The organism is Pseudomonas sp. H3_C08 (assembly GCF_054669455.1).
In genome coordinates, this window is sequence record NZ_CP162803.1 from 3380895 (window position 1) to 3402730 (window position 21836).

Here is a 21836-nt window from a genome sequence, read left to right on the forward strand (position 1 = left end):
GGTGTGGGTTAGTTTCATATAGAAGAAGCGTCGCAGGACTATGACTGGTCCCCTGCGGCCTTCTTGGTCACCCGGCGATATCGCGAATGGCGATCTCGCTCATGATGCGTTCAAGCACCTGATCGATGGACAACTCCGTGGAATCCAGCTGTATGGCGTCAGCCGCCGGCTTAAGCGGGGCTACCGCTCGCTGGGTGTCACGCTCGTCGCGTGCACGGATCTCATCTAGCAGACTCGACAGACTAACACCCTCGACTTTGCCCTTCAACTGCAAATATCGACGGCGCGCCCTCTCCTCGGCACTGGCGGTCAGGAAAATCTTCAGCGGTGCATCCGGAAAAACCACTGTGCCCATGTCGCGACCATCGGCCACCAGACCCGGCGCTTCCTGGAAAGCACGCTGGCGCTGCAGCAGCGCCTCGCGTACGGCCGGCAATGCAGCCACTTGCGAAGCGCCGGAGCCGACGCTTTCGGTGCGGATCACATCGCTGACTTCGTCACCTTCCAGAATGATCCGTTGCAACTGACCTTCGGTCGCCGCAATGAACTGAACATCCAGATGAGCGGCAAGCTTCTTCAGCAGCTCTTCATTGGTCAGGTCGACACCATGGTTGTGCGCAGCAAATGCCAGCAAGCGGTACAACGCACCGGAATCCAGCAGGTTCCAGCCCAGACGCTTGGCCAGAATTCCGGCTACGGTGCCTTTGCCCGAGCCGCTTGGCCCATCAATGGTGATGACCGGTGCAATGTTTTTCACGACTGAGCCTCTTGTGCCACACGAATACCGACCTGCCCGCACAGCGCGAGGAAGTTGGGGAACGACGTCGCGACGTTAGCGCAATCATGGATGCGGATCGGTGCGGTGGCGCGCAGGGAGGCCACACTGAAAGCCATCGCGATACGGTGATCGCCGTGACCATGCACTTCGCCGCCGCCAATCTGGCCGCCGTCGATGATGATGCCGTCCGGGGTCGGCTGGCATTTGACGCCCAGCGCCAATAGACCGTCCGCCATGACTTGGATGCGATCCGACTCCTTGACCCGCAGCTCTTCAGCGCCGGTCAGCACAGTGCGTCCTTCGGCACAGGCCGCCGCCACGAACAGCACCGGGAATTCGTCGATGGCCAGCGGAACCAGCTCTTCGGGAATCTCGACACCTTTGAGTTTAGCTGCCCGTACGCGCAGGTCAGCCACAGGCTCGCCGCCGACTTCACGCTGGTTTTCCAGAGTGATGTCCGCACCCATCAGGCGCAGGATGTCGATCACGCCGGTACGGGTCGGGTTGATGCCGACGTGCTCAAGCACCAGTTCCGAACCTTCAGCGATCGATGCTGCGACCAGGAAGAACGCCGACGACGAGATGTCGCCCGGCACTTCAATATGGGTCGCAGTCAGTTTGCCACCGGACTCAACCGATGCCGTGGCGCCATCAACGCTTACCGAATAACCAAAACCACGCAGCATGCGTTCGGTATGGTCACGGGTAGGTGCCGGCTCGGTCACGGTGGTCTTGCCCTCAGCGTACAGACCGGCGAGCAGCAGGCAGGATTTCACCTGCGCACTGGCCATCGGCATGGTGTAAGTCAGGCCTTTGAGTTTATGCCCGCCACGAATGGTCATCGGCGGACGGCCTTCGGCAGCAGTTTCGATGACCGCGCCCATTTCGCGCAGCGGATTGGCCACACGATTCATCGGACGCTTGGACAGCGAGGCATCCCCCGTCAAAACACTGTCGAAGTTTTGCGCAGCCAACAGGCCGGACAGCAGACGCATCGACGTGCCGGAGTTGCCCAGATAGATCGGGCCCGGCGCCGGTTTCAGGCCGTGCAGGCCGACACCGTGAATGGTCACGCGTCCGTGGTGCGGGCCTTCGATGACTACGCCCATGTCGCGGAATGCCTGCAAGGTCGCCAGGGCGTCTTCGCCCTCAAGGAAACCTTCGACTTCGGTGACGCCTTCGGCCAGCGAGCCGAGCATGATCGAACGGTGGGAAATGGATTTGTCACCCGGTACGCGAATCCGACCGGACAGGCGGCCACCAGGTTGAGCCAGGAAGATCAGATCGTTGGAATTCATAGCGTCCACATAGGCCCTGCGGGCCAGGATTTTACTGAAATGCTCGCGGGCAACCCGGGCGCGCGTGAAGACGCCCAACAATTGGTGCCCATCCCCTGCATCGACCGCGTCGCGCAAAGCGTCGAGGTCGCTGCGAAATGTATCGAGTGTGCGCAGGACAGCCTCGCGGTTGGCGAGGAAGATGTCGTGCCACATCACCGGGTCGCTTCCGGCGATTCTTGTGAAATCGCGGAAACCGCCCGCAGCGTAACGGAAGATCTCAAGATTTTCATTGCGCTTGGCCAAAGAGTCGACCAGACCAAAGGCCAGCAGGTGCGGCAGATGACTGGTCGCGGCCAGCACTTCATCATGACGCTCGACCTGCATATGCTCGACGTCGGCGCCCAATTCGCGCCACAGACGATCGACCACAGCCAACGCCGCCGGATCGGTTTGCTCAAGCGGCGTGAGGATCACTTTGTGGCGACGGAACAGTTCGGCATTGGAGGCTTCCACCCCGCTCTGCTCGGAGCCGGCAATCGGATGGCCCGGCACGAAACGCGCCGGCATGCCGCCAAACGCCTCGGTCGCCGCGCGCACCACATTGCCTTTGGCGCTACCGACATCGGTCAGAATCGCCGCCCCCAGATCAATACTCGCCAAACGCGCGAGCACTTTTTCCATGGCCAGAATCGGCACCGCCAGCTGAATCACGTCAGCGCCCTGACAGGCCACCACCAGATCATCTTCACAACGATCGACCACACCCAACTCGACCGCCAGCTTGCGCGATTGCGGATCGAGATCGACCCCGACCACTTCGCGGCAGATGCCACTTTCACGCAAGCCCTTGGCAAACGAACCACCGATCAACCCCAGACCTACCACCACAAGGCGCCCGATCATAGGTGCGGCAGATTGCAGTGCAGTGACATCACCCACGAGCCAGAACCTTGCGCAGCGCTTCGAGGAAGCGGCTGTTTTCCGCCGGCAGACCAATGGTCACCCGCAGGTGGTTCGGCATGCCGTAGTTGGCCACCGGACGCACGATCACGCCTTCGCGCAGCAAGCCCTGAAACACCGGGGCTGCGACTTGAGCGAGATCGACGCAGATAAAGTTGCCTTTGGATTCGATCCAGCTCAGGCCCAGCTCACGGAAACCGGCCTGCAACTGCTGCATGCCTGCCTCGTTGAGTTGACGGCTTTGCGCCAGATATTCCTCATCCTTCAACGCCGCACAGGCTGCCGCCAAGGCGAGGCTGTTGACGTTGAATGGCTGGCGAACACGGTTCAGTACATCAGCCACAACCGGGGTCGACAGACCGTAGCCAACACGCAATGCCGCCAGACCATAGGCCTTGGAGAAGGTACGCGAGACCAACAGATTCGGGTAAGCGGCAAGGAAATCCAGTCCGTCCGGCAGATCACTGCCTTCGGCGTACTCAATGTACGCCTCGTCGAGCACCACCAACACGTGCTCCGGAACATCCTGCAGGAACTCGTCCAGCGCTTCTGCGCCGAACCAGGTACCGGTCGGGTTGTTCGGGTTGGCGATAAATACGACGCGGGTATTGCCATCGATGGCCGCGAGCATCGCAGGCAGATCATGCCCCCAATCCTTGGCCGGCACCACTTTGGCCTGAGCACCGACCGCCTGCGTGGCAATCGGATACACCGCAAACGCATGTTCGCTGAAAACAGCGTTCAGGCCCGGCGCCAGATAGGCACGCGCGACCAGCTCAAGAATGTCGTTGGAGCCGTTACCCAGAGTGACCTGGCTCAGCTCGACACGGCATTGCTCGGCCAGCAGGGATTTCAGCGCAAAACCGTTGCCATCCGGGTAACGCGTCAGCTCGGCCAGCTCTTCGCGGATGGCCGCCAAGGCTTTCGGACTGGCGCCTAGCGGGTTTTCGTTGCTCGCCAGTTTGACGATTTTGGCCGGATCCAGGTCCAGCTCGCGCGCCAGTTCGTCCACAGGCTTGCCCGGAACGTACGGCGAAAGTTGTTGCACGCCCGGCTGTGCCAGAGCGAGGAAATTGCCACTCATTTGCTACCGCCCTTAGAGAACTGCTTTCGGGTAGGAACCCAGCACTTTGAGTGCTACTGCTTCCTGACTGATCTTTTCCAGCACACCTTTGATCAACGGATCACGGTGGTGGCCGACGAAGTCGATGAAGAACACGTAGGTCCATTTGCCGCTGCGCGACGGACGGGTTTCGATCCGGGTCAGGTCGATCCCGTTGTCATGGAACGGCACCAGCAGCTCGTGGAGCGCACCCGGCTTGTTGCTCATCGAAACGATGATCGAAGTCTTGTCGTCACCGGTCGGCGGTACTTCCTGATTACCGATCATCAGGAAGCGCGTCGAGTTGTCCGGACGGTCTTCGATCTTCTCGGCCAGACGGGTCAGGCCATACAGACCGGCCGCCATATCACCGGCAATCGCTGCCGAGTTCCACTCGCCTTTAACCCGCTTGGCCGCTTCGGCGTTGCTCGATACCGCAACGCGCTCGACATTCGGGTAATGCGCGTCCAGCCACTTGCGGCACTGGGCCAGCGACTGCGCGTGGGAATAGATACGGCTGATACTGTCGGTCTTGGTGTTTTCACCAACCAACAGGTGATGGTGAATGCGCAGCTCGACTTCGCCACAGATAACCATGTCGTGCTCGAGGAAGCTGTCCAGCGTGTGGTTGACCGCGCCTTCGGTGGAGTTTTCCACCGGCACCACGCCAAAATTCACCGCACCGGCTGCCACTTCACGGAACACTTCGTCGATCGCCGCCATCGGCTTGCTGATCACCGCGTGACCGAAGTGCTTCATGGCTGCAGCCTGGGTGAAGGTGCCTTCAGGACCGAGGTAAGCCACTTTCAGCGGCTGCTCCAGCGCCAGGCACGAGGACATGATTTCGCGGAACAACCGCGCCATCTCTTCGTTGCCCAGCGGTCCCTGATTGCGCTCCATCACACGCTTGAGCACCTGAGCTTCGCGCTCAGGACGATAGAACACCGGCACTTCGCCTTCGGCCAGCGAGGCCATCTTTACTCGCGCGACTTCCTGGGCGCAACGCGCACGCTCACTGATCAGCTCAAGGACTTTGGTGTCCAGAGCGTCAATACGAACGCGCAGTGCCTTGAGTTCTTGCTCGGACATCAGCCGTGTTCCTTCTCGAATTCAGCCATGTACGCCACCAGCGCGTTAACGGCGGTGATGTCGACGGCGTTGTAGATGGAGGCGCGCATGCCGCCCACGGAGCGGTGGCCCTTCAGATTGAGCAAGCCGCGCTCTTCGGCACCGACCAGGAACGGCTTGTCCAGACGATCATCAGCCAGACGGAACGGCACGTTCATCCACGAGCGATCCGACTTGTTGATCGGGTTGCTGTAGAGGCCGCTGGCGTCGATGAAGTCGTACAGCGTGCGCTGTTTGACGTCATTCAGTTTGGCGATCGCTTCGACACCACCCTGCTCTTTCAACCACTGGAACACCAGACCGGACAGGTACCAGGCCAGGGTCGGCGGGGTGTTGTACATCGAGCCGTTATCGGCCGCGACTTTGTAGTCGAGCATCGTCGGGCACAGCGAGCGCGCCTTGCCGAGCAAGTCTTCGCGGATGATGTTGACGACGATACCGCTTGGGCCGATGTTTTTCTGTGCGCCGGCGTAGATCATGCCGAAACGCGAGATGTCGACCGGACGCGAGAGGATGTCCGAAGACATGTCCGCTACCAACGGCACGTCACCGGTTTCGGGGATCCACTGAAACTCCAGACCGCCGATGGTTTCGTTCGGCGCGTAGTGAACGTAAGCGGCGTCTTTCGACAGTTTCCACTCGTTCTGGCCCGGAATGGCGAAATAGTCGTAAGGCTTGGCGGTGGCGGCAACGTTGACGTGGCCGTAGCGCGAGGCTTCTTCGATGGCTTTCTGTGACCAGATACCGGTGTCGATATAGTCGGCCGAGCCGTTTTCCGGCAGCAGGTTCAGTGGAATCTGCGCGAATTGCTGGCTGGCGCCACCTTGCAGAAACAGCACTTTGTAGTTCGACGGGATATTCAGCAGGTCACGCAGATCCTGCTCGGCCTGGGTGGCGATGGACACGAACTCATCACTGCGATGGCTCATTTCCATGACCGACAGACCCTTGCCGTGCCAATCAAGGAGTTCACCCTGGGCACGTTGCAGGACAGCTTCAGGAAGCGCCGCAGGACCGGCGCAGAAGTTATAGGCTCGCTTGCTCACATCCAATCTCGCTCTGATTTGGTGGTATCACATATCAGTCGGCGCTGATTTTATGTGGGAGCGAGCTTGCTCGCGAAGGCGGACTGACATTCAACAACGATGTCGCCTGATACTCCGCCTTCGCGAGCAAGCTCGCTCCCACATGGATCTTCATGGGCGCCGAAATTTCATACCGGACAAATAACAAGGGGGCGAATTCTCATCCGCCCCCTCGTTTGTCCGCTTATTCTTGCGGTTCTTCGTCTGCTGCGGTGTCGAGTTGCTGGTCTTCGGCAGCATCGTCGATCACGACATTGCCTTCGAATTCCTCGCCCTCTTCACCCTCAAGCTCTTCACCTTCAACTTCCGAAGGCTCCTGAACCCGCTCCAGCCCGACCAGGGTTTCATCCTTGGCCAGCTTGATCAGCGTGACGCCCTGTGTGTTACGACCCAGGCTCGACACTTCGTCGACACGGGTACGCACCAGAGTGCCCTGATCGGAGATCAACATGATTTCTTCACCGTCCTGCACCTGAACCGCGCCGACCAGACGGCCGTTACGCTCGTTGCTGACCATGGCGATAACGCCCTGACCGCCACGCTTGTATTCAGGGAACTCGGTGATCGCCGTACGCTTGCCGTAGCCGCGCTCGGAAGCAGTGAGAATCTCGCTGCCTTCTTCTGGAATCAGCATGGAGATCAGCTTCTGCCCTTCTGGCAGACGCATACCACGCACACCGCGGGCGGTACGGCCCATGGCGCGAACTTCGGATTCCTTGAAGCGAGTCACTTTGCCGCCGTCGGAGAACAGCATGATTTCCTGCTCGCCATCGGTAATGGCGGCGGAGATCAGGATGTCACCTTCGTCCAGCTCCAGTGCGATCAGACCAACGCTGCGCTGACGGCTGAAGGCCACCAGCGGAGTCTTCTTCACGGTACCGTTGGCGGTCGACATGAAGATGAACGGGGCTTTCTTGCGGTCGGCAGCCTTGATGCGAGCACGACGTTCTTCATCGGTCTCGTTGCTGTTTTCGATTTCTTCTACATCAGCCTCGGCGCCTTCGGCTTCTTCTTCATCGGCCTGACGCTTCATGGCTTCGAGATCGACCGGCAGCATGGTGGTGATGTATTCACCTTCGCTCAATGGCAGAAGGTTGACCAGCGGACGACCACGGGCAGCGCGGGACGCTTCCGGAATTTCGTAGGTCTTGAGCCAGTAAACCTTGCCTTTGCTGGAGAACAGCAGCAGCGTGGTGTGGCTGTTGGCAACCAGCAGGTGAGCGATGTAGTCCTCATCCTTGACGCCGGTGGCCGACTTGCCTTTACCGCCACGACGCTGAGCCTGGTACGCAGCCAGTGGCTGGGTCTTGGCGTAGCCACCGTGGGAGATGGTCACGACGCGCTCTTCTTCCGGGATCATGTCACCCAGGGTCAGATCGAGACGGGCATCGAGAATTTCGGTGCGGCGCTGGTCGCCGTATTCGGCGCGGATCACTTCCAGCTCTTCGCGGATCACTTCCATCAGGCGCACGGCGCTGTTGAGGATGCGGATCAGCTCGCCGATCTGGTTGAGGATCTCTTGATACTCGGCCAGCAGTTTTTCGTGTTCCAGACCGGTCAGACGGTGCAGACGCAGTTCCAGAATGGCTTGCGCCTGTTCTGGCGACAGGAAGTACTTGCCTTCGCGCAGACCGTATTGCGGATCGAGGTTTTCCGGACGGCACGAGTCGGCACCGGCACGCTCAACCATCGCCACCACTGCCGAGGATTCCCACGGCGTGCTGACCAGCGCTTCTTTGGCTTCCGACGGCGTCGGCGAAGCCTTGATCAGGGCGATGACCGGGTCGATGTTCGACAGGGCAACGGCCTGGCCTTCGAGGATATGACCACGCTCGCGCGCCTTGCGCAGTTCGAACACGGTACGGCGGGTGACCACTTCGCGACGGTGACGGACGAAGGCTTCCAGCAGATCCTTGAGGTTCAGGATGCGTGGACGGCCGTCGATCAGCGCAACGATGTTGATGCCGAATACCGATTGCAGCTGGGTCTGGGCGTAGAGGTTGTTGAGGATCACCTCAGGCACTTCGCCGCGACGCAGTTCGATCACGACGCGCATACCGTCCTTGTCGGACTCGTCGCGCAGTTCGGTGATGCCTTCGAGCTTCTTCTCTTTGACCAGCTCGGCGATCTTCTCGATCAGACGCGCCTTGTTCAACTGGTAAGGGAGTTCGGTGATGACGATCTGCTGACGGCCACCGACCTTGTCGATGTCTTCGATGATCGAGCGGGCGCGCATGTAAATACGGCCACGACCGGTACGGTAGGCTTCGATGATGCCGGCGCGACCGTTGATGATCGCGGCGGTCGGGAAGTCCGGACCGGGGATGTATTGCATCAGTTCATCGACGGTCAGCTCAGGATTGTCGATGAGCGCCAGGCAACCGTCGATGACTTCACCGAGGTTGTGCGGCGGAATGTTGGTCGCCATGCCCACGGCGATACCGCTGGAGCCGTTGACCAGCAGGTTGGGGATACGGGTCGGCATGACCGCCGGGATCATTTCGGTGCCGTCGTAGTTCGGCACCCAGTCCACGGTTTCCTTGTGCAGGTCAGCCAGCAGCTCGTGCGCCAGCTTGGTCATGCGCACTTCGGTGTATCGCATGGCCGCAGCGTTGTCGCCGTCGACCGAACCGAAGTTGCCCTGACCGTCTACCAGCAGGTAGCGCAGGGAGAAAGGCTGGGCCATACGAACGATGGTGTCGTACACCGCGGTATCACCGTGCGGGTGATACTTACCGATCACGTCGCCGACAACACGGGCAGATTTCTTGTACGGCTTGTTGAAGTCGTTGCCCAGCTCGCTCATCGCGAACAGTACGCGACGGTGCACGGGCTTGAGGCCATCGCGCGCATCCGGCAGTGCACGGCCGACGATCACGCTCATCGCGTAGTCGAGGTAGGACTGTTTCAGCTCGTCTTCGATATTGACCGGGAGGATTTCTTTGGCCAGTTCGCCCATGAGAAGCCTGATTCCTTTTTCTGGTGAAACTTCGTCATATCCATATGGGACCAACGAAGCTCGTCGGGGCAGACCGAGTGCCATGCACCGACTTACGACAAATCAACATTGGATCGCGGATTTGCGCAGTAAAGACAGCTCCGTGGAGCTGCCTCGGAAAACGCCGGATGTTATCACAAGAGCCGCCACGCACCTATCCCCCTGATGCGCATGGAGCATAGTTAGTTGACCGGTGACAGGCTTAACGGGGACGAGAGAGGCTCAGAGCTTCTTTGAATGCAGAATTGGGGCTTGGTTTAGCGATGTTTATTGACATTTAGGGCCCCTTCGCGAGCAGGCTCGCTCCCACAGGGTTCTGTGGCGCTCACAAAACCTGTGGGAGCGAGCCTGCTCGCGAAGAGGACAACGCAGACATCAAGCCAATCAATGCAGGCGTTTGCGGCACATCAACTGGGCCATTTTCGCGGTATCCGGGCGCTCGACGATGCCTTTTTCGGTGACGATCGCATCGATCAGGTCGGCCGGCGTCACGTCAAATACCGGGTTGAACGCTTCAACGTCCGCGCCGACGCGCTTGCCACCCACTTCGAGCAACTCGGCGCCATCACGCTCCTCGATCGGGATGTCGTCACCGCTGGCCAGATTCATGTCGATGGTCGAACTTGGCGCCACCACCATGAAACGCACGCCGTGGTGCATGGCGTTGACCGCCAGTTGGTAGGTGCCGATCTTGTTGGCCACGTCACCGTTGGCGGTGATGCGGTCCGCACCGACGATCACCCAGGTCACGCCTTTGGTTTTCATGATGTGCGCAGCGGCGGAGTCGGCATTCAGGGTGACCGGAATGCCTTCGTTGGCCAGTTCCCAAGCGGTCAGGCGCGAACCCTGCAGCCACGGACGGGTTTCATCGGCGTAAACGCGCTCGACCATGCCTTCCAGATAAGCCGCGCGAATCACCCCCAGCGCCGTACCGAACCCGCCGGTAGCCAGCGCACCGGTGTTGCAGTGAGTCAGAATCGCCTGCGCATTGCCCTGGTGCTTGCGGATCAGGTCAACGCCGAGCTGGGCCATGGTCAGGTTGGCTTCGCGGTCGCTTTCATGAATGGCAATGGCTTCGGCTTCCAGCGCCGCCAACGGGTCGGCGTTGCCTTTCAGACGATCCAGTCGATCGTGCATCCGGCCCAACGCCCAGAACAGATTGACTGCGGTCGGACGAGAATCGGCCAGCAAGGCGAAATCTTCTTCCAGCGCCGCAGCCCAGTCGCCACCTTCGGTCAGACGGGCACGGGCCGCCAGCACAATGCCATAGGCTGCGCTGATGCCGATGGCCGGCGCACCGCGCACCACCATCGAACGAATCGCCTCGGCCACGCCGGCGGCGCTGGTGTAGGCAATCCAGGTTTCCTCGAACGGCAAAATACGCTGATCCAGCAGGTGGAGCGCGCCATCTCGCCAATCGATGGCCTTTACTTTCTCCGCAGCCAACAGTCGATCGCGCATCCCTCACCCCGCACTCATGAACAAAAGCCGCCGATTATAGCGATCCCCCCGCGAAGACGCTCGGGTATACTTCGCCATCCTTTACAAAAGCACTGGAACCGCCCCTCGATGCCGAAACCTGCCATTGCGCTCGACTTATTATTGCTGCCGACCTGGCTGGTACCCGTCGAACCTGCAGGCGTTGTGCTCAAGGAGCACGGCCTGGGCATTCGCGACGGTCGCATCGTGTTTATCGGCCCGCGCGCCGAAGCATTGAAGTGTAACGCCACAGAAACCCGGGAATTGCCGGATGTGCTGCTCGCCCCCGGCCTGATCAACGCGCACGGTCACGCGGCGATGACGCTGTTTCGTGGCCTGGCCGATGATTTGCCGCTGATGACCTGGCTGGAAAATCACATCTGGCCGGCCGAGGCCAAGTGGGTCGATGAAGATTTCGTTCGCGATGGGACTGATTTGGCTATCGCCGAGCAGATCAAGGGCGGCATCACCTGTTTCTCGGACATGTATTTCTACCCGAAAGTCGCCAGCGAGCGCGTGCACAACAGCGGCATTCGCGCGCAGATCGCCATTCCAATCCTTGATTTCCCGATTCCGGGCGCCAGCAGCGCCGATGAAGCCATTCGTCAGGGCGTCGAGTTGTTCGGCGATCTCAAGCACCATGAACGGATCAAGATCACCTTCGGCCCCCATGCACCGTACACCGTCGGTGACGAAAACCTCGAGAAAATCCGCGTGATTGCCGAGGAGCTGGACGCCTCGATCCATATGCACGTGCACGAAACCGCTTTCGAAGTTCAGCAAGCGCTGGAGCAGCGCGGTGAACGTCCGCTCGCGCGCCTCGGCCGTCTCGGCCTGCTCGGCCCGCGCTTCCAGGCCGTGCACATGACCCAGATCAGCGATGACGACCTGGCGTTACTGGTAGAAAGCAACACCAGCGTGATCCACTGCCCGGAATCGAACCTGAAACTCGCCAGTGGCTTCTGCCCGGTCGAGCGTTTGTGGCAGGCTGGCGTCAACGTGGCCGTTGGCACTGATGGCGCCGCCAGCAATAACGATCTGGATCTGCTCGGCGAAACCCGTACCGCTGCGCTGCTGGCCAAAGCCGTCGCCGGCTCCGCCACCGCACTCGACGCCCATCGAGCGCTGCGCATGGCCACACTCAACGGCGCGCGCGCACTGGGGATCGAGGCGCAAGTCGGCTCGCTGGAAATTGGCAAAGCTGCCGACATCGTCGCTTTCGACCTGTCCGGCCTGGCCCAGCAACCGGTATATGACCCGGTCTCGCAGCTTATATATGCCACCGGTCGCGATTGCGTGAAACACCTGTGGGTCGCCGGCAAGCAACTGCTCGACGACCGCCGCCTGACGCGCATGGACGAAGAGCAACTGGGCGCCACCGCCCGGACCTGGGGCCAGCGCATCAGCGGCCACACCGAATCGTAAACACCTTGGCGCAAACGCCAGGGCTACAGCACTTTTAAAGTTTTAGAGGATTAAACATGAGCAACGTCGACCACGCTGAAATCGCCAAATTCGAAGCCTTGGCCCATCGCTGGTGGGACCGCGAAAGCGAGTTCAAACCACTGCACGACATCAACCCGCTGCGGGTCAACTGGATTGACGAGCGGGTCAATCTGGCCGGCAAGAAAGTCCTCGACGTCGGTTGCGGCGGCGGCATCCTCAGCGAAGCCATGGCGCAACGCGGTGCCACGGTGATGGGCATCGACATGGGCGAAGCGCCGCTGGCGGTCGCGCAACTGCATCAACTGGAATCCGGCGTCAGCGTTGAGTACCGCCAGATCACCGCCGAAGCCCTGGCCGAAGAAATGCCGGAGCAGTTTGACGTGGTCACGTGCCTGGAAATGCTCGAGCACGTGCCGGATCCGTCGTCAGTGATCCGCGCCTGCTTCCGCATGGTCAAGCCGGGCGGTCAGGTGTTCTTCTCGACCATCAACCGCAACCCGAAGGCCTACCTGTTCGCCATCATCGGCGCTGAATACATCATGAAGCTGCTGCCGCGCGGCACCCACGATTTCAAGAAATTCATCCGCCCGTCCGAGCTGGGTGCCTGGAGCCGCATGGCCGGCCTGACCGTCAAAGACATCATCGGCCTGACCTACAACCCGCTGACCAAGCACTACAAACTGGCCAGCGACGTTGACGTCAACTACATGATCCAGACCCTGCGCGAGGAGTAAGCCGATGGCGATCAGAGCAGTTCTTTTCGACATGGACGGCACCCTGCTCGACACGGCGCCGGACTTCATCGCCATCTGCCAGGCCATGCGTGCAGATCGCGGCTTGCCGCCGATCAACGACAAGCACATCCGCGACGAGATTTCCGGTGGCGCCAAAGCCATGGTCGCGGTGACGTTTTCGATGGACCCGGAATCGCCGGGCTTCGAAGAACTGCGTCTGGAGTTCCTTGAGCGCTATCTGGTTGGCTGCGCCGTGCACAGCAAACTGTTTGACGGCATGGGTGAACTGCTGGCCGATATCGAAAAGGCCAAGCTGATCTGGGGCGTGGTCACCAACAAGCCACTGCGCTTTGCCGAGCCGATCATGCAGCAACTGGGATTGGCTGAGCGTTCGGCCTTGCTGATCTGCCCGGATCACGTGAAGAACAGCAAGCCGGATCCGGAGCCATTGATCCTCGCGTGCAAGATGCTTGATCTGGATCCGGCGACGGTGCTGTTTGTCGGCGATGATCTGCGTGATATCGAATCGGGGCGCGATGCCGGTACGAAAACGGCAGCGGTGACGTTCGGCTACATCCACCCGGACGACAACCCGCGGCATTGGGGGGCGGACGTGGTGGTGGATCATCCGTCGGAGCTGCGCAAGGTGCTCGATAGCGCGCTTTGCAGTTGCTGAGACCTGACGCAGAGCGTCATTGGCTGCATTCCCACGCAGAGCGTGGGAACGATCTGACTTGATGAGGTTTTTATGTTTGATTATTCCGCTCGCCCCGAATTGCTCAAGGATCGGGTCATTCTGGTCACCGGTGCCGGTCGCGGGATCGGCGCGGCAGCCGCAAAAACCTACGCCGCCCATGGCGCTACGGTATTGCTGCTGGGCAAAACCGAAGCGAACCTGACGCAGGTGTATGACGAGATCGAGGCTGCCGGGCATCCGCAACCCGCCGTGATTCCGTTCAATCTCGAAACCGCCCTGCCCCATCAGTACGATGAGCTGGCCGCGATGATCGAGACCGAGTTCGGCCACCTCGACGGCCTGCTGCACAACGCTTCGATCATCGGCCCGCGCACGCCGATCGAACAGTTGTCCGGTGAAAACTTCATGCGCGTCATGCAAGTCAACGTCAACGCCATGTTCATGCTGACCAGCACCCTGCTGCCGCTGCTCAAGCTGTCGCAGGATGCCTCGGTGGTGTTCACCTCCAGCAGCGTCGGGCGCAAGGGCCGTGCGTACTGGGGCGCTTATGGCGTATCGAAGTTCGCCACCGAAGGCTTGATGCAAACCCTGGCCGATGAAGTCGACGGTGTCGCGCCGGTACGCTCCAACAGCATCAACCCGGGCGGCACGCGCACCAGCATGCGCGCCCAGGCGTATCCGGGGGAAAACCCGCTGAACAACCCGACACCGGAAGAAATCATGCCGGTCTACCTGTACCTGATGGGCCCGGACAGCACCGGCATCAATGGCCAGGCCTTCAACGCGCAATAACTGCCATACGTCGCTTTTGTTGCCGCGGCAGATTCCTGTCGCGGCATGCATTTGCCGCTGGCGACTGTCATATTTCAGTCAATTTTCCACCGCGCCCCTCCCCCTTGATCAACCAACTTATTGATTCCAAACGGTTTAAATAAAACCGAACCGAATGGCACGACTTTCGCTCTAAATATCCTCAAAGCATGCCGTGTGAAGGCAGTGGGGCAAGGCCGATTTCGATAGCTGACTAATCGTCTTCAGGCAGACTAAACTTACGCCAAATGTCCTACGGGACTGATGGATCAGTATGACGCGCAGCCCATAGCCGCTCTCACCCAGCCTGTAAGACAGACTTACTGCTTTAGGGGCTCACGCCATATGAAATCACCCTCCCAGACCAATGCAATTGACTTTGACAGTGCCAAATTGCAACGCCTGGGCTTTGGTCAGCTGCCTCCCCTTCTGGAGCGACCGGCCAGTCTTGCGCAATTGCGCCAGCAAATGAGCCTGCAACTGCAAACCAGCCTCGAACCGCAACGCATCCTCGGTCTGTTTTTCCGCGAAGTTCAGCGTCTCGTGCCCCTGGACGCGCTTAGCTACGTGCATCAGGGCAGTGACCTGCGTCTGGAGTTCGGTGCCCGCGGCCACCACTCGATCAGCTATACCCTGAGCCACGAAGGCGAGCACATGGGCGAACTGGTGTTCCGTCGCAATCAGCGCTTCAACGACAAGGAACAAGGTCAGCTGGAGTCGTTACTGTCATCCTTGCTGTACCCGATGCGCAACGCGCTGCTTTATCGCGAGGCGACTCAGAGTGCCCTGCGCGATCCGCTGACCGGCGCCGGTAACCGCATCGCCATGGAGCAAACCCTGCAGCGGGAGATCGATATGTCTCGCCGACATCAACAACCGTTGTCGCTGCTGATGCTCGATATCGACCACTTCAAACGGGTCAACGACAGCCATGGCCACAGCGCCGGCGATGACGTGCTTAAAGCCATCGCCGCGACAATCAAGGCGCAACTGCGCAACGTCGACATGGTGTTCCGTTACGGTGGTGAGGAGTTTCTGGTGCTGCTGTCCAACACCAGCCGGGATGCGGCGGCAATGGTCGGCGAACGCCTTCGTTATGCGACGCAGGCGGCCGAATACTATGCCGATGGGCAGTTGATTGAATTGACGGTGAGCCTGGGATGTTCGACGTTGTTGCCGGGCGAATCGGCTGACAGCTTGCTGCGCCGCGCTGACAGTGCGTTGTATGTGGCCAAGCGTGAAGGTCGCAACCGCCTGGCGATGGCGGGCTAAGCCTTTCAGGCAACACAAAACAGTGTGGGAGCGAGCTTGCTCGCGAAAGCGGTGAATCAGTCAACGCAGTGCTGACTGACATGACCCCTTCGCGAGCAGGCTCGCTCCCACATTGGTATTGCGTGAGGCTTGAATCAGCTCTCGACTACCGCCCTGCGCTCTCGGTTGACCAGCAAGCGTTCCGACGTCTCCAGTTGCATGCAACGCTCCAGAAACAGATACATGTAGTCATAGCTCTTGCAGACGGCCTGACGCAACTCGGCCTGCAAGGCCTTGCTCGGGTTCATCCCGGCCAGGGTGCAGATGATTTCCAGCGCCTCCCACGGATGGGCATCGTCGTACTGGGCATGCATCTTCAACCACTTCATCGCGCGCTTGCGATCCTCTTCGGGAAACGCTGCGGCATACACGCCGGTGGAGCAGACCAGCGCCGACCACTCCCCGGTCGCGCCTTCGATGGCATAGTTGGTGGCCGCGATGGCCACAATCAACGAATCGGCTGAGCTGGTGTGCCAGCACCAATGACTCAAGGCATGCAGTTCGGGCGGCACATGTTGGGCCTGAAGGTCTTCCAGACTGACGCCATGTGCACGACTCCAGTGCACCCAATAATCCGCATGATTGAGTTCAACGCGGATATTGCGCATCAGCCAGCGCCGCGCCATGTCTTCGCCCGGATGCCGGGCAAACCTGGTTTTGGTGAGATTCTGCGCCATGTACAGCGCAAATTGCTCAACCACCGGCCAGCCCCCGATCAGGTACTGACGCATGGTTCTGGCGCTGAGCTTGTTATCACGCATGCGCAGGTAAAGTTCATGTTCGACAACCCGGCGCTTGCTCTCGCTGCAATCCGCAATGAGCTGTTGTGCCCAGGCAGGATAACTTGCAGCTTCCATGAGTGGTCCGGTTCGGTTGAATGTGTCGATCACTGTTCGGCTCCTTTTGATTTGTGATTGTAAGGATCGGCGAGAGACTTCAACGGAACGTGCCAGGCGCTTTGAATAACAGCGGTTGCGGTCTGGCGGGCCGACTTTGCAAACTGTCGCAGGTAAACAACTGTGGGCGTTCTATAACATAACCCTGAGCGTAATCCACACCAATTTCAAGCAGGGCCTGCTCGATCTGGGTTGTTTCAACAAACTCGGCAATTGTCTTTTTACCCATGACATGCCCGATGTGATTGATCACTTCGACCATTGCGCGGTTAATCGGGTCGTCCAGCATATCCTTTACGAAACTCCCGTCGATCTTCAGGAAGTCTACAGGCAAATGTTTCAGATAAGCGAATGAAGACATTCCGGCGCAAAAATCATCTAACGAAAAATAGCAACCTAAGCCTTTGAGTTCATTAATAAATCTTATTGCACTGCCCAGATTTGAAATTGCACTGGTTTCTGTAATTTCAAAACAAATCATTTCAGGCGGTATTGCATAGTTAACAAACTGTTCCCGCAGAAAGTGCAAAAACGCGTCATCTCCTATAGTAATGCCTGACAGATTAATCGCACACATTGCTAAAGGTTGTTGATGTTCTTGGGCAATACATTGAGCAATAACCTTAAATACATTCTGAACTACCCAACGATCCAGTTGACTCATCAAACCATAGCGCTCGGCGGCGGGAATGAAACTGTCCGGCAGAATCATCCGCCCGGCTTCATCGTGCAGACGCAGCAGAATCTCGATATGCCCACCGTTGTTGTCACCCGACTTGAGCGGAGCGATTTCCTGGGCGTACAGACAAAAACGGTTTTCCTCCAGGGCCATGTGCAAGCGTTGCACCCAGGCCATCTCACCAAAGCGCAGGGACAGTTCGGAATCGTCAGCGTGATAAACCTGCACGCGGTTGCGGCCCTTTTCCTTGGCCATGTAACAGGCCATATCTGCGGCACGCAATGAGGCTTCGAGGGTCGTCGGGACTTGTGCGATATGCACCAGGCCAATGCTCACGGTGGTCAGGAACGGCCGCCCCTTCCAGACAAAGTGCAGATTCTGCACAGTCTGACGCAGCGCCTCGGCAATCTTTTCCGCCGCGTCCGGCGCGCAGTTCTCCAGCAAAATGCCGAACTCATCACCACCCAGTCGCGCCAGCGTATCGCCCTCGCGCAGTCCGGACTGCAGCAACGTACATATGTGCCGCAACAACTCATCGCCGGCGGCATGGCCGCAGGTGTCGTTGACCAGTTTGAATTGATCAAGATCGAGGAACATCAGCGCATGCCGCCCGGTATGGCGGGTGAGATTGTGCAGCGCCTGCTCCAGGCGATATTCGAACTCGCGACGGTTAGCCAGCCCGGTCAGCGCGTCATGGGTGGCCTGCCACGACAGATTGGCGATGTATTGCCGTTCCTGGGTCATGTCGTGCAACACCAGCACCGTGCCACTGACCTTTCCGGCATTACGGATCGGCGCGCCGACCAGGGTCACCGACAATGTCGTGCCATCAAGGCGCTGGATCAGCTTCGAGTGTTCGCTGCCGCCACTGAGCTTGCCGCTGAGAATGTGCTCGATCAGGGTCAGCCCTTCGGACTGGGCGTTGTCGTCGAGCAGATTGAACAATGCCGCCAGCGGCAAACCCGCCGCCTGTTCGGCTTTCCAGTGGGTCATGGCTTCAGCGGCCGGGTTCATGTAATCGATAGCGCCGCTGACGTCGGTGGTAATGACGCCATCACCGATCGAATGCAAGGTAACGTGCGCCCGATCCTTCTCCAGTTGCAGCGCCTCGGCAAAGGCATGGCGCTGTTTGAGCAACTTGTGCGTGCGCCACAGGGCCAGCACGATCAGCCCCAGCGCTGTGGCGAGATTGGTCAACAGCAGCAGCCGCAGGATCATCCGCGAGCCTTCGCCCAGCGCATCGCTGAAGGCTTTCGCGGCCGGGGTCACGCCATCGTTGATGGCAAAAATGCGTGCCTTCCAACCCTGGATATCGGCGCTGCTGGCGGTGTTTTGCGAAATGCTGCGGTGCATCTCCTGCGCCACGTCATCCAGCTCGACCAGATAGGCGTCACCGACCGTCCAGCGGTCAATTGCGGTTTCCAGATAACTGAAATGGCGGAAGTTGAGGTACAGCCAGATCAGGCTGGAAACATCGTCCGGGTGGTTGCCACCCTTGAGAATGCCTTCGCGCGCCGCGGCCAGATCCGGCGGTTGATGATCCAGCGCCAGGCGCAACTGATGCCCGCCTTGCGGCACACCGATCGCAGTGCGGTACTTGAGGAAAATCGCCTCGTCACGGCTGTCGGCGTAGAGATTGAGATAGTAAATCGCGTCTTTCTGGCCCTTGGACCAGAGGCTTTCACCAGCGACGTAACCGCGAACCGCCGAGAGCACGTAAAGACTCACGCCGCCCAATAACGCTTGAAACAACACGACGGCAATAAATGGCCAGACGATGCCCAACAACCGTGGCGTTCCGAGAGTCCGCTTTTGCTTCATGAGATCCCTTGCGCAAGCACTGCCAGATGAACACCGGAAAATCCCGCTCCTGACAGCTCAGCCTAGGCTAATTTTCGCCAAGTCAAAGGGACAGCTCTGCCGTCCTCTAGGTCGATTGTGCAAATGGCGGGACTGTACGGGCGTTCCGAGTGATTTTACTTAATGCAATTCAAGCACTAAGCACAGAAACCGGCACGAAACTCAAGGGCGCTGGATCTGCTGCAGATGACCATAGAGCTTGGCATACAGACCACCATCGGCAATCAACTGCTGATGATCGCCATCTTCAGCGACCTGACCGCCATCGAACACCAGCACGCGATCAGCCTGTTTCACCGCCGACAGTCGGTGGGCAATGATCAGCGTGGTGCGGCCATTGAGGAAGCGCGCCATGGCCTGATGCAGGTTGTACTCGGTGGCGGCGTCGAGGGCCGAGGTGGCTTCGTCGAGGATCACGACTTTCGGTTCGGCGAGGATCATCCGCGCGATGGCCAGACGTTGCCGCTGCCCGCCGGACAGGCGCACGCCGGAGCGGCCGACGATACTGTCCAGACCATTGGGCAAGGCGCGGATGGTCGCTTCGAGCTGAGCGATTTTCAGCGCCTGCCAGCACGCCTCGTCACTGCGGGTGCGGCCCATGGTCAGGTTGGCGCGCACGGTGTCGTTGAACAGCGCCGGGTGCTGCAACACCACCGCGACGTTTTCGCGAACCGTGTCCAGACCGATTTCCTGCTGGGTCGAACCGCCGAAGCGGATGGTGCCGGACAGTGGCGTATAGAGCCCGAGCAGCAATTGCACGAGGGTACTTTTGCCGCCGCCACTGGCGCCGACAATCGCAACTTTTTCACCGGGAGCAATCGACAGATTCAGCTGATCCAGCACCAGGTCATCGCCGTAGCCGAAGCTCAGGCCCTGTACCTGAATACCTACGGTGTCCCGGCCCTTGAACGGATCGACACCGCCGGGATATTGCGGCTCATCGGCGCGCGCCAGCAGTTCGTTGATCCGCGCCAGCGCCCCGCCCGCCGCGTAATAGGCGTATTGCAGATTGAGCAGTTGTTCAACCGGGCCGATCATGAACCACAGGTAGCTGAACACCGCGAGCATCTGGCCGATCGACAGGTCGGAGAACAACACCGTGAGCATCGCCGCCGCGCGGAAGATGTCGATACCGAACTGGAACAACAAACCGCTGGCGCGGTTGGAAGCGTCGGTTTTCCACTGCGAATTGACCGCGTAGTTACGCACTTCCTGCGCGCGCAGACCGAGCCGCCCGAGGAAGAAACCCTGACGGTTGCCGGCACGGATCTCCTGAATCGCATCAAGGGTTTCGCTCAACGCCTGGGTGAAGCGCGAGGTGCTGTCGTTCTCAAGCTTCTTCAGGTGTTTGACGCGTTTGCCCAACTGCACCGTGGCGTAGATCACCAGCGGGTTGAACAGCAGAATCAGCAGCGCCAGTTTCCAGTGCATCCACATCAGGATGCTCGCGGTGCCGACCAGCGTCAGCATCGCCACCAGAAAGCGACTGAGGGTTTCGCCGACGAATTTGTCGAGGGTATCCAGATCAGTGACCAGGTGCGTCGTTACTGTGCCGCTACCGAGGCTTTCGTATTCGCCGAGGGAAATCCGCTTGAGGCGTTCGATCAGACGCACGCGAATACGATAGACGATGTCCTTGGCCAGCCGTGCAAACAGCCGCGACTGCAACACGCCGAAGCACAGCGAACTGCAACGCAGGGTAAGGGTCACCAGCAACATCAGGCCGATATAGCCGGCCGCTTGCTGCCACATCGTCGGCAGCACATGGTTCATGACTTTCAGCGCGGCATCGCCATGGCCGAGCAGGACTTCGTCCACCAGCAATGGCAGCAGCAATGGGATCGGCACGCTGCACAGCGTCGCCAGCACAGCCACGCCGTTGGCAATCCATAGGGATTTTTTGTGAGTGAGTGCCAGTCGCCGGACTTCTGCCCAGCTCAGCCGGTCGACACGCTTTACGGCTGGCGTGTCATCGGCCAGGTCAGGCACAGGCGGCGCGCTCCAGCCAGCGGCCGAGCAATGGCGACAGTTCGCTGAGCGGTTGATAGCCATTGGTCAGCAGCGCCAGTTGGCCATTGCGTTCGGCGAGCAGGGTCGGGAAACCGGCGATGCCCAGATCCTGCACCCAACTGAAATCGGCCTGAGTGGCTTTGTGCTGATCGGCATGATCGAACAACGCCGCGAACTCGATGCGCGGCACACCGGCCTTCTCCGCCAACTCGACCAGTACACTGGCCTGGGTGACATCGCGGCCTTCAGCGTAAAACGCCTGCTGGATCAGTCCGACCAATGTCCACGCGCAATCCGGCGCCAGACTGCGCGCCGTGACGATCGCGCGGCAGGCAGGCTCGGTGTCGTAGACAAAACCGTCAGGTAACGCACCTTCAAACTTGAACGGTTGACCGGTGGCCTCGGTGACCGCTTGCCAGTGTTCAAGAATGTAGCGACGCGTGGTCGGCTCCAGCGCCGAGCCGCTGCCGGTGCGCAAACCACCGACCACCAGATGCAACTCCACCCCGGCTGCTTGCGCCTGCTCAACCAATGCCTTGGCCACCGGAGCAAAACCCCAGCACCACGAACACATCGGATCCAT

Annotated in this window: 16 protein-coding genes; 5 read left to right on the top strand and 11 right to left on the bottom strand. The window is 59.7% G+C overall.

The window, feature by feature from the left end; genetic code table 11:
* Positions 1 to 67: 67 nt before the first annotated feature.
* The 7 genes from cmk to mtnA all read right to left on the bottom strand — a co-directional run bounded on the left by cmk (position 68) and on the right by mtnA (position 10792).
* On the bottom strand, positions 68 to 757 hold the full coding sequence (cmk, locus tag AB4N74_RS15430; RefSeq protein WP_064391442.1) for a (d)CMP kinase: 690 nt from the start codon (positions 755 to 757) through the stop codon (positions 68 to 70).
* On the bottom strand, positions 754 to 2961 hold the full coding sequence (locus AB4N74_RS15435; protein WP_245398060.1) for a bifunctional prephenate dehydrogenase/3-phosphoshikimate 1-carboxyvinyltransferase: 2208 nt from the start codon (positions 2959 to 2961) through the stop codon (positions 754 to 756). Before AB4N74_RS15435 ends, cmk begins: the two co-directional genes overlap by 4 nt.
* Positions 2962 to 2989: 28 nt before the next feature.
* A complete protein-coding gene (hisC, locus tag AB4N74_RS15440; RefSeq protein ID WP_093435297.1) occupies positions 2990 to 4102 on the bottom strand; it encodes a histidinol-phosphate transaminase in 1113 nt (370 codons plus the stop codon).
* Positions 4103 to 4114: 12 nt separating this feature from the next.
* Positions 4115 to 5209, bottom strand: a complete 1095-nt coding sequence (gene pheA, locus AB4N74_RS15445; protein WP_016770924.1) for a prephenate dehydratase — start codon at positions 5207 to 5209, stop codon at positions 4115 to 4117.
* On the bottom strand, positions 5209 to 6294 hold the full coding sequence (serC, locus tag AB4N74_RS15450) for a 3-phosphoserine/phosphohydroxythreonine transaminase (RefSeq protein ID WP_093435299.1): 1086 nt from the start codon (positions 6292 to 6294) through the stop codon (positions 5209 to 5211). The genes pheA and serC overlap by 1 nt, the downstream gene beginning before the upstream one ends.
* A 223-nt stretch (positions 6295 to 6517) precedes the next feature.
* The gene (gene gyrA, locus AB4N74_RS15455; protein WP_460096546.1) at positions 6518 to 9292 is read right to left on the bottom strand and encodes a DNA gyrase subunit A; all 2775 of its coding nucleotides are present in this window, start codon (positions 9290 to 9292) and stop codon (positions 6518 to 6520) included.
* 423 nt (positions 9293 to 9715) lie between these two features.
* Entirely contained in the window at positions 9716 to 10792 is a 1077-nt protein-coding gene (mtnA, locus tag AB4N74_RS15460) for an S-methyl-5-thioribose-1-phosphate isomerase (RefSeq protein WP_093435305.1), read from the bottom strand.
* Between the two features lie 108 nt (positions 10793 to 10900).
* On the opposite strand from mtnA, the gene AB4N74_RS15465 reads away from it, so the two are divergent.
* From AB4N74_RS15465 to AB4N74_RS15485, 5 genes are all read left to right on the top strand, one after another.
* Positions 10901 to 12235: a TRZ/ATZ family hydrolase gene (locus tag AB4N74_RS15465; RefSeq protein WP_093435307.1), complete on the top strand. Its 1335-nt coding sequence runs from the start codon at positions 10901 to 10903 to the stop codon at positions 12233 to 12235.
* Positions 12236 to 12291: 56 nt separating this feature from the next.
* Complete coding sequence (gene ubiG, locus AB4N74_RS15470) at positions 12292 to 12990, top strand: bifunctional 2-polyprenyl-6-hydroxyphenol methylase/3-demethylubiquinol 3-O-methyltransferase UbiG (protein ID WP_093435309.1); 699 nt, start codon at positions 12292 to 12294, stop codon at positions 12988 to 12990.
* A gap of 4 nt (positions 12991 to 12994) precedes the next feature.
* On the top strand, positions 12995 to 13666 hold the full coding sequence (gene mupP, locus AB4N74_RS15475) for an N-acetylmuramic acid 6-phosphate phosphatase MupP (protein WP_093435311.1): 672 nt from the start codon (positions 12995 to 12997) through the stop codon (positions 13664 to 13666).
* A 72-nt stretch (positions 13667 to 13738) separates the two neighbouring features.
* Positions 13739 to 14479, top strand: coding sequence for a YciK family oxidoreductase (locus tag AB4N74_RS15480; protein WP_025113079.1), 741 nt, complete (start codon positions 13739 to 13741; stop codon positions 14477 to 14479).
* A gap of 363 nt (positions 14480 to 14842) precedes the next feature.
* Positions 14843 to 15769, top strand: a complete 927-nt coding sequence (locus AB4N74_RS15485; protein WP_093435313.1) for a GGDEF domain-containing protein — start codon at positions 14843 to 14845, stop codon at positions 15767 to 15769.
* 134 nt (positions 15770 to 15903) lie between these two features.
* On the opposite strand, the gene AB4N74_RS15490 is transcribed toward AB4N74_RS15485, so the two are convergent.
* From AB4N74_RS15490 to AB4N74_RS15505, 4 genes are all read right to left on the bottom strand, one after another.
* A complete protein-coding gene (locus AB4N74_RS15490; protein WP_189661354.1) occupies positions 15904 to 16665 on the bottom strand; it encodes a TenA family transcriptional regulator in 762 nt (253 codons plus the stop codon).
* A 79-nt stretch (positions 16666 to 16744) separates the two neighbouring features.
* Positions 16745 to 19204 (bottom strand): EAL domain-containing protein, encoded by a 2460-nt coding sequence (locus AB4N74_RS15495; protein WP_093435317.1) that lies wholly within the window; start codon positions 19202 to 19204, stop codon positions 16745 to 16747.
* A 201-nt stretch (positions 19205 to 19405) separates the two neighbouring features.
* Positions 19406 to 21232 carry an ABC transporter ATP-binding protein gene (locus AB4N74_RS15500; RefSeq protein ID WP_460096551.1) on the bottom strand — a complete coding sequence of 609 codons (1827 nt, stop codon included), beginning with the start codon at positions 21230 to 21232 and terminating at the stop codon, positions 19406 to 19408.
* Positions 21225 to 21827, bottom strand: a complete 603-nt coding sequence (locus AB4N74_RS15505) for a DsbA family protein (protein ID WP_175559631.1) — start codon at positions 21825 to 21827, stop codon at positions 21225 to 21227. The genes AB4N74_RS15500 and AB4N74_RS15505 overlap by 8 nt, the downstream gene beginning before the upstream one ends.
* Between the last annotated feature and the right edge of the window lie 9 nt (positions 21828 to 21836).

Bases quoted from the DNA above. Each gene is read 5' to 3' on its own strand.
- AB4N74_RS15465 (WP_093435307.1), top strand. From the start codon at position 10,901: ATGCCGAAACCTGCCATTGCGCTCGACTTATTATTGCTGCCGACCTGG.
- AB4N74_RS15435 (WP_245398060.1), bottom strand. From the start codon at position 2,961: ATGATCGGGCGCCTTGTGGTGGTAGGTCTGGGGTTGATCGGTGGTTCG.
- AB4N74_RS15480 (WP_025113079.1), top strand. From the start codon at position 13,739: ATGTTTGATTATTCCGCTCGCCCCGAATTGCTCAAGGATCGGGTCATT.
- AB4N74_RS15505 (WP_175559631.1), bottom strand. From the start codon at position 21,827: ATGTGTTCGTGGTGCTGGGGTTTTGCTCCGGTGGCCAAGGCATTGGTT.
- pheA (WP_016770924.1), bottom strand. From the start codon at position 5,209: ATGTCCGAGCAAGAACTCAAGGCACTGCGCGTTCGTATTGACGCTCTG.
- AB4N74_RS15485 (WP_093435313.1), top strand. From the start codon at position 14,843: ATGAAATCACCCTCCCAGACCAATGCAATTGACTTTGACAGTGCCAAA.
- hisC (WP_093435297.1), bottom strand. From the start codon at position 4,102: ATGAGTGGCAATTTCCTCGCTCTGGCACAGCCGGGCGTGCAACAACTT.
- AB4N74_RS15490 (WP_189661354.1), bottom strand. From the start codon at position 16,665: ATGGAAGCTGCAAGTTATCCTGCCTGGGCACAACAGCTCATTGCGGAT.
- AB4N74_RS15495 (WP_093435317.1), bottom strand. From the start codon at position 19,204: ATGAAGCAAAAGCGGACTCTCGGAACGCCACGGTTGTTGGGCATCGTC.
- ubiG (WP_093435309.1), top strand. From the start codon at position 12,292: ATGAGCAACGTCGACCACGCTGAAATCGCCAAATTCGAAGCCTTGGCC.
- mtnA (WP_093435305.1), bottom strand. From the start codon at position 10,792: ATGCGCGATCGACTGTTGGCTGCGGAGAAAGTAAAGGCCATCGATTGG.
- mupP (WP_093435311.1), top strand. From the start codon at position 12,995: ATGGCGATCAGAGCAGTTCTTTTCGACATGGACGGCACCCTGCTCGAC.
- gyrA (WP_460096546.1), bottom strand. From the start codon at position 9,292: ATGGGCGAACTGGCCAAAGAAATCCTCCCGGTCAATATCGAAGACGAG.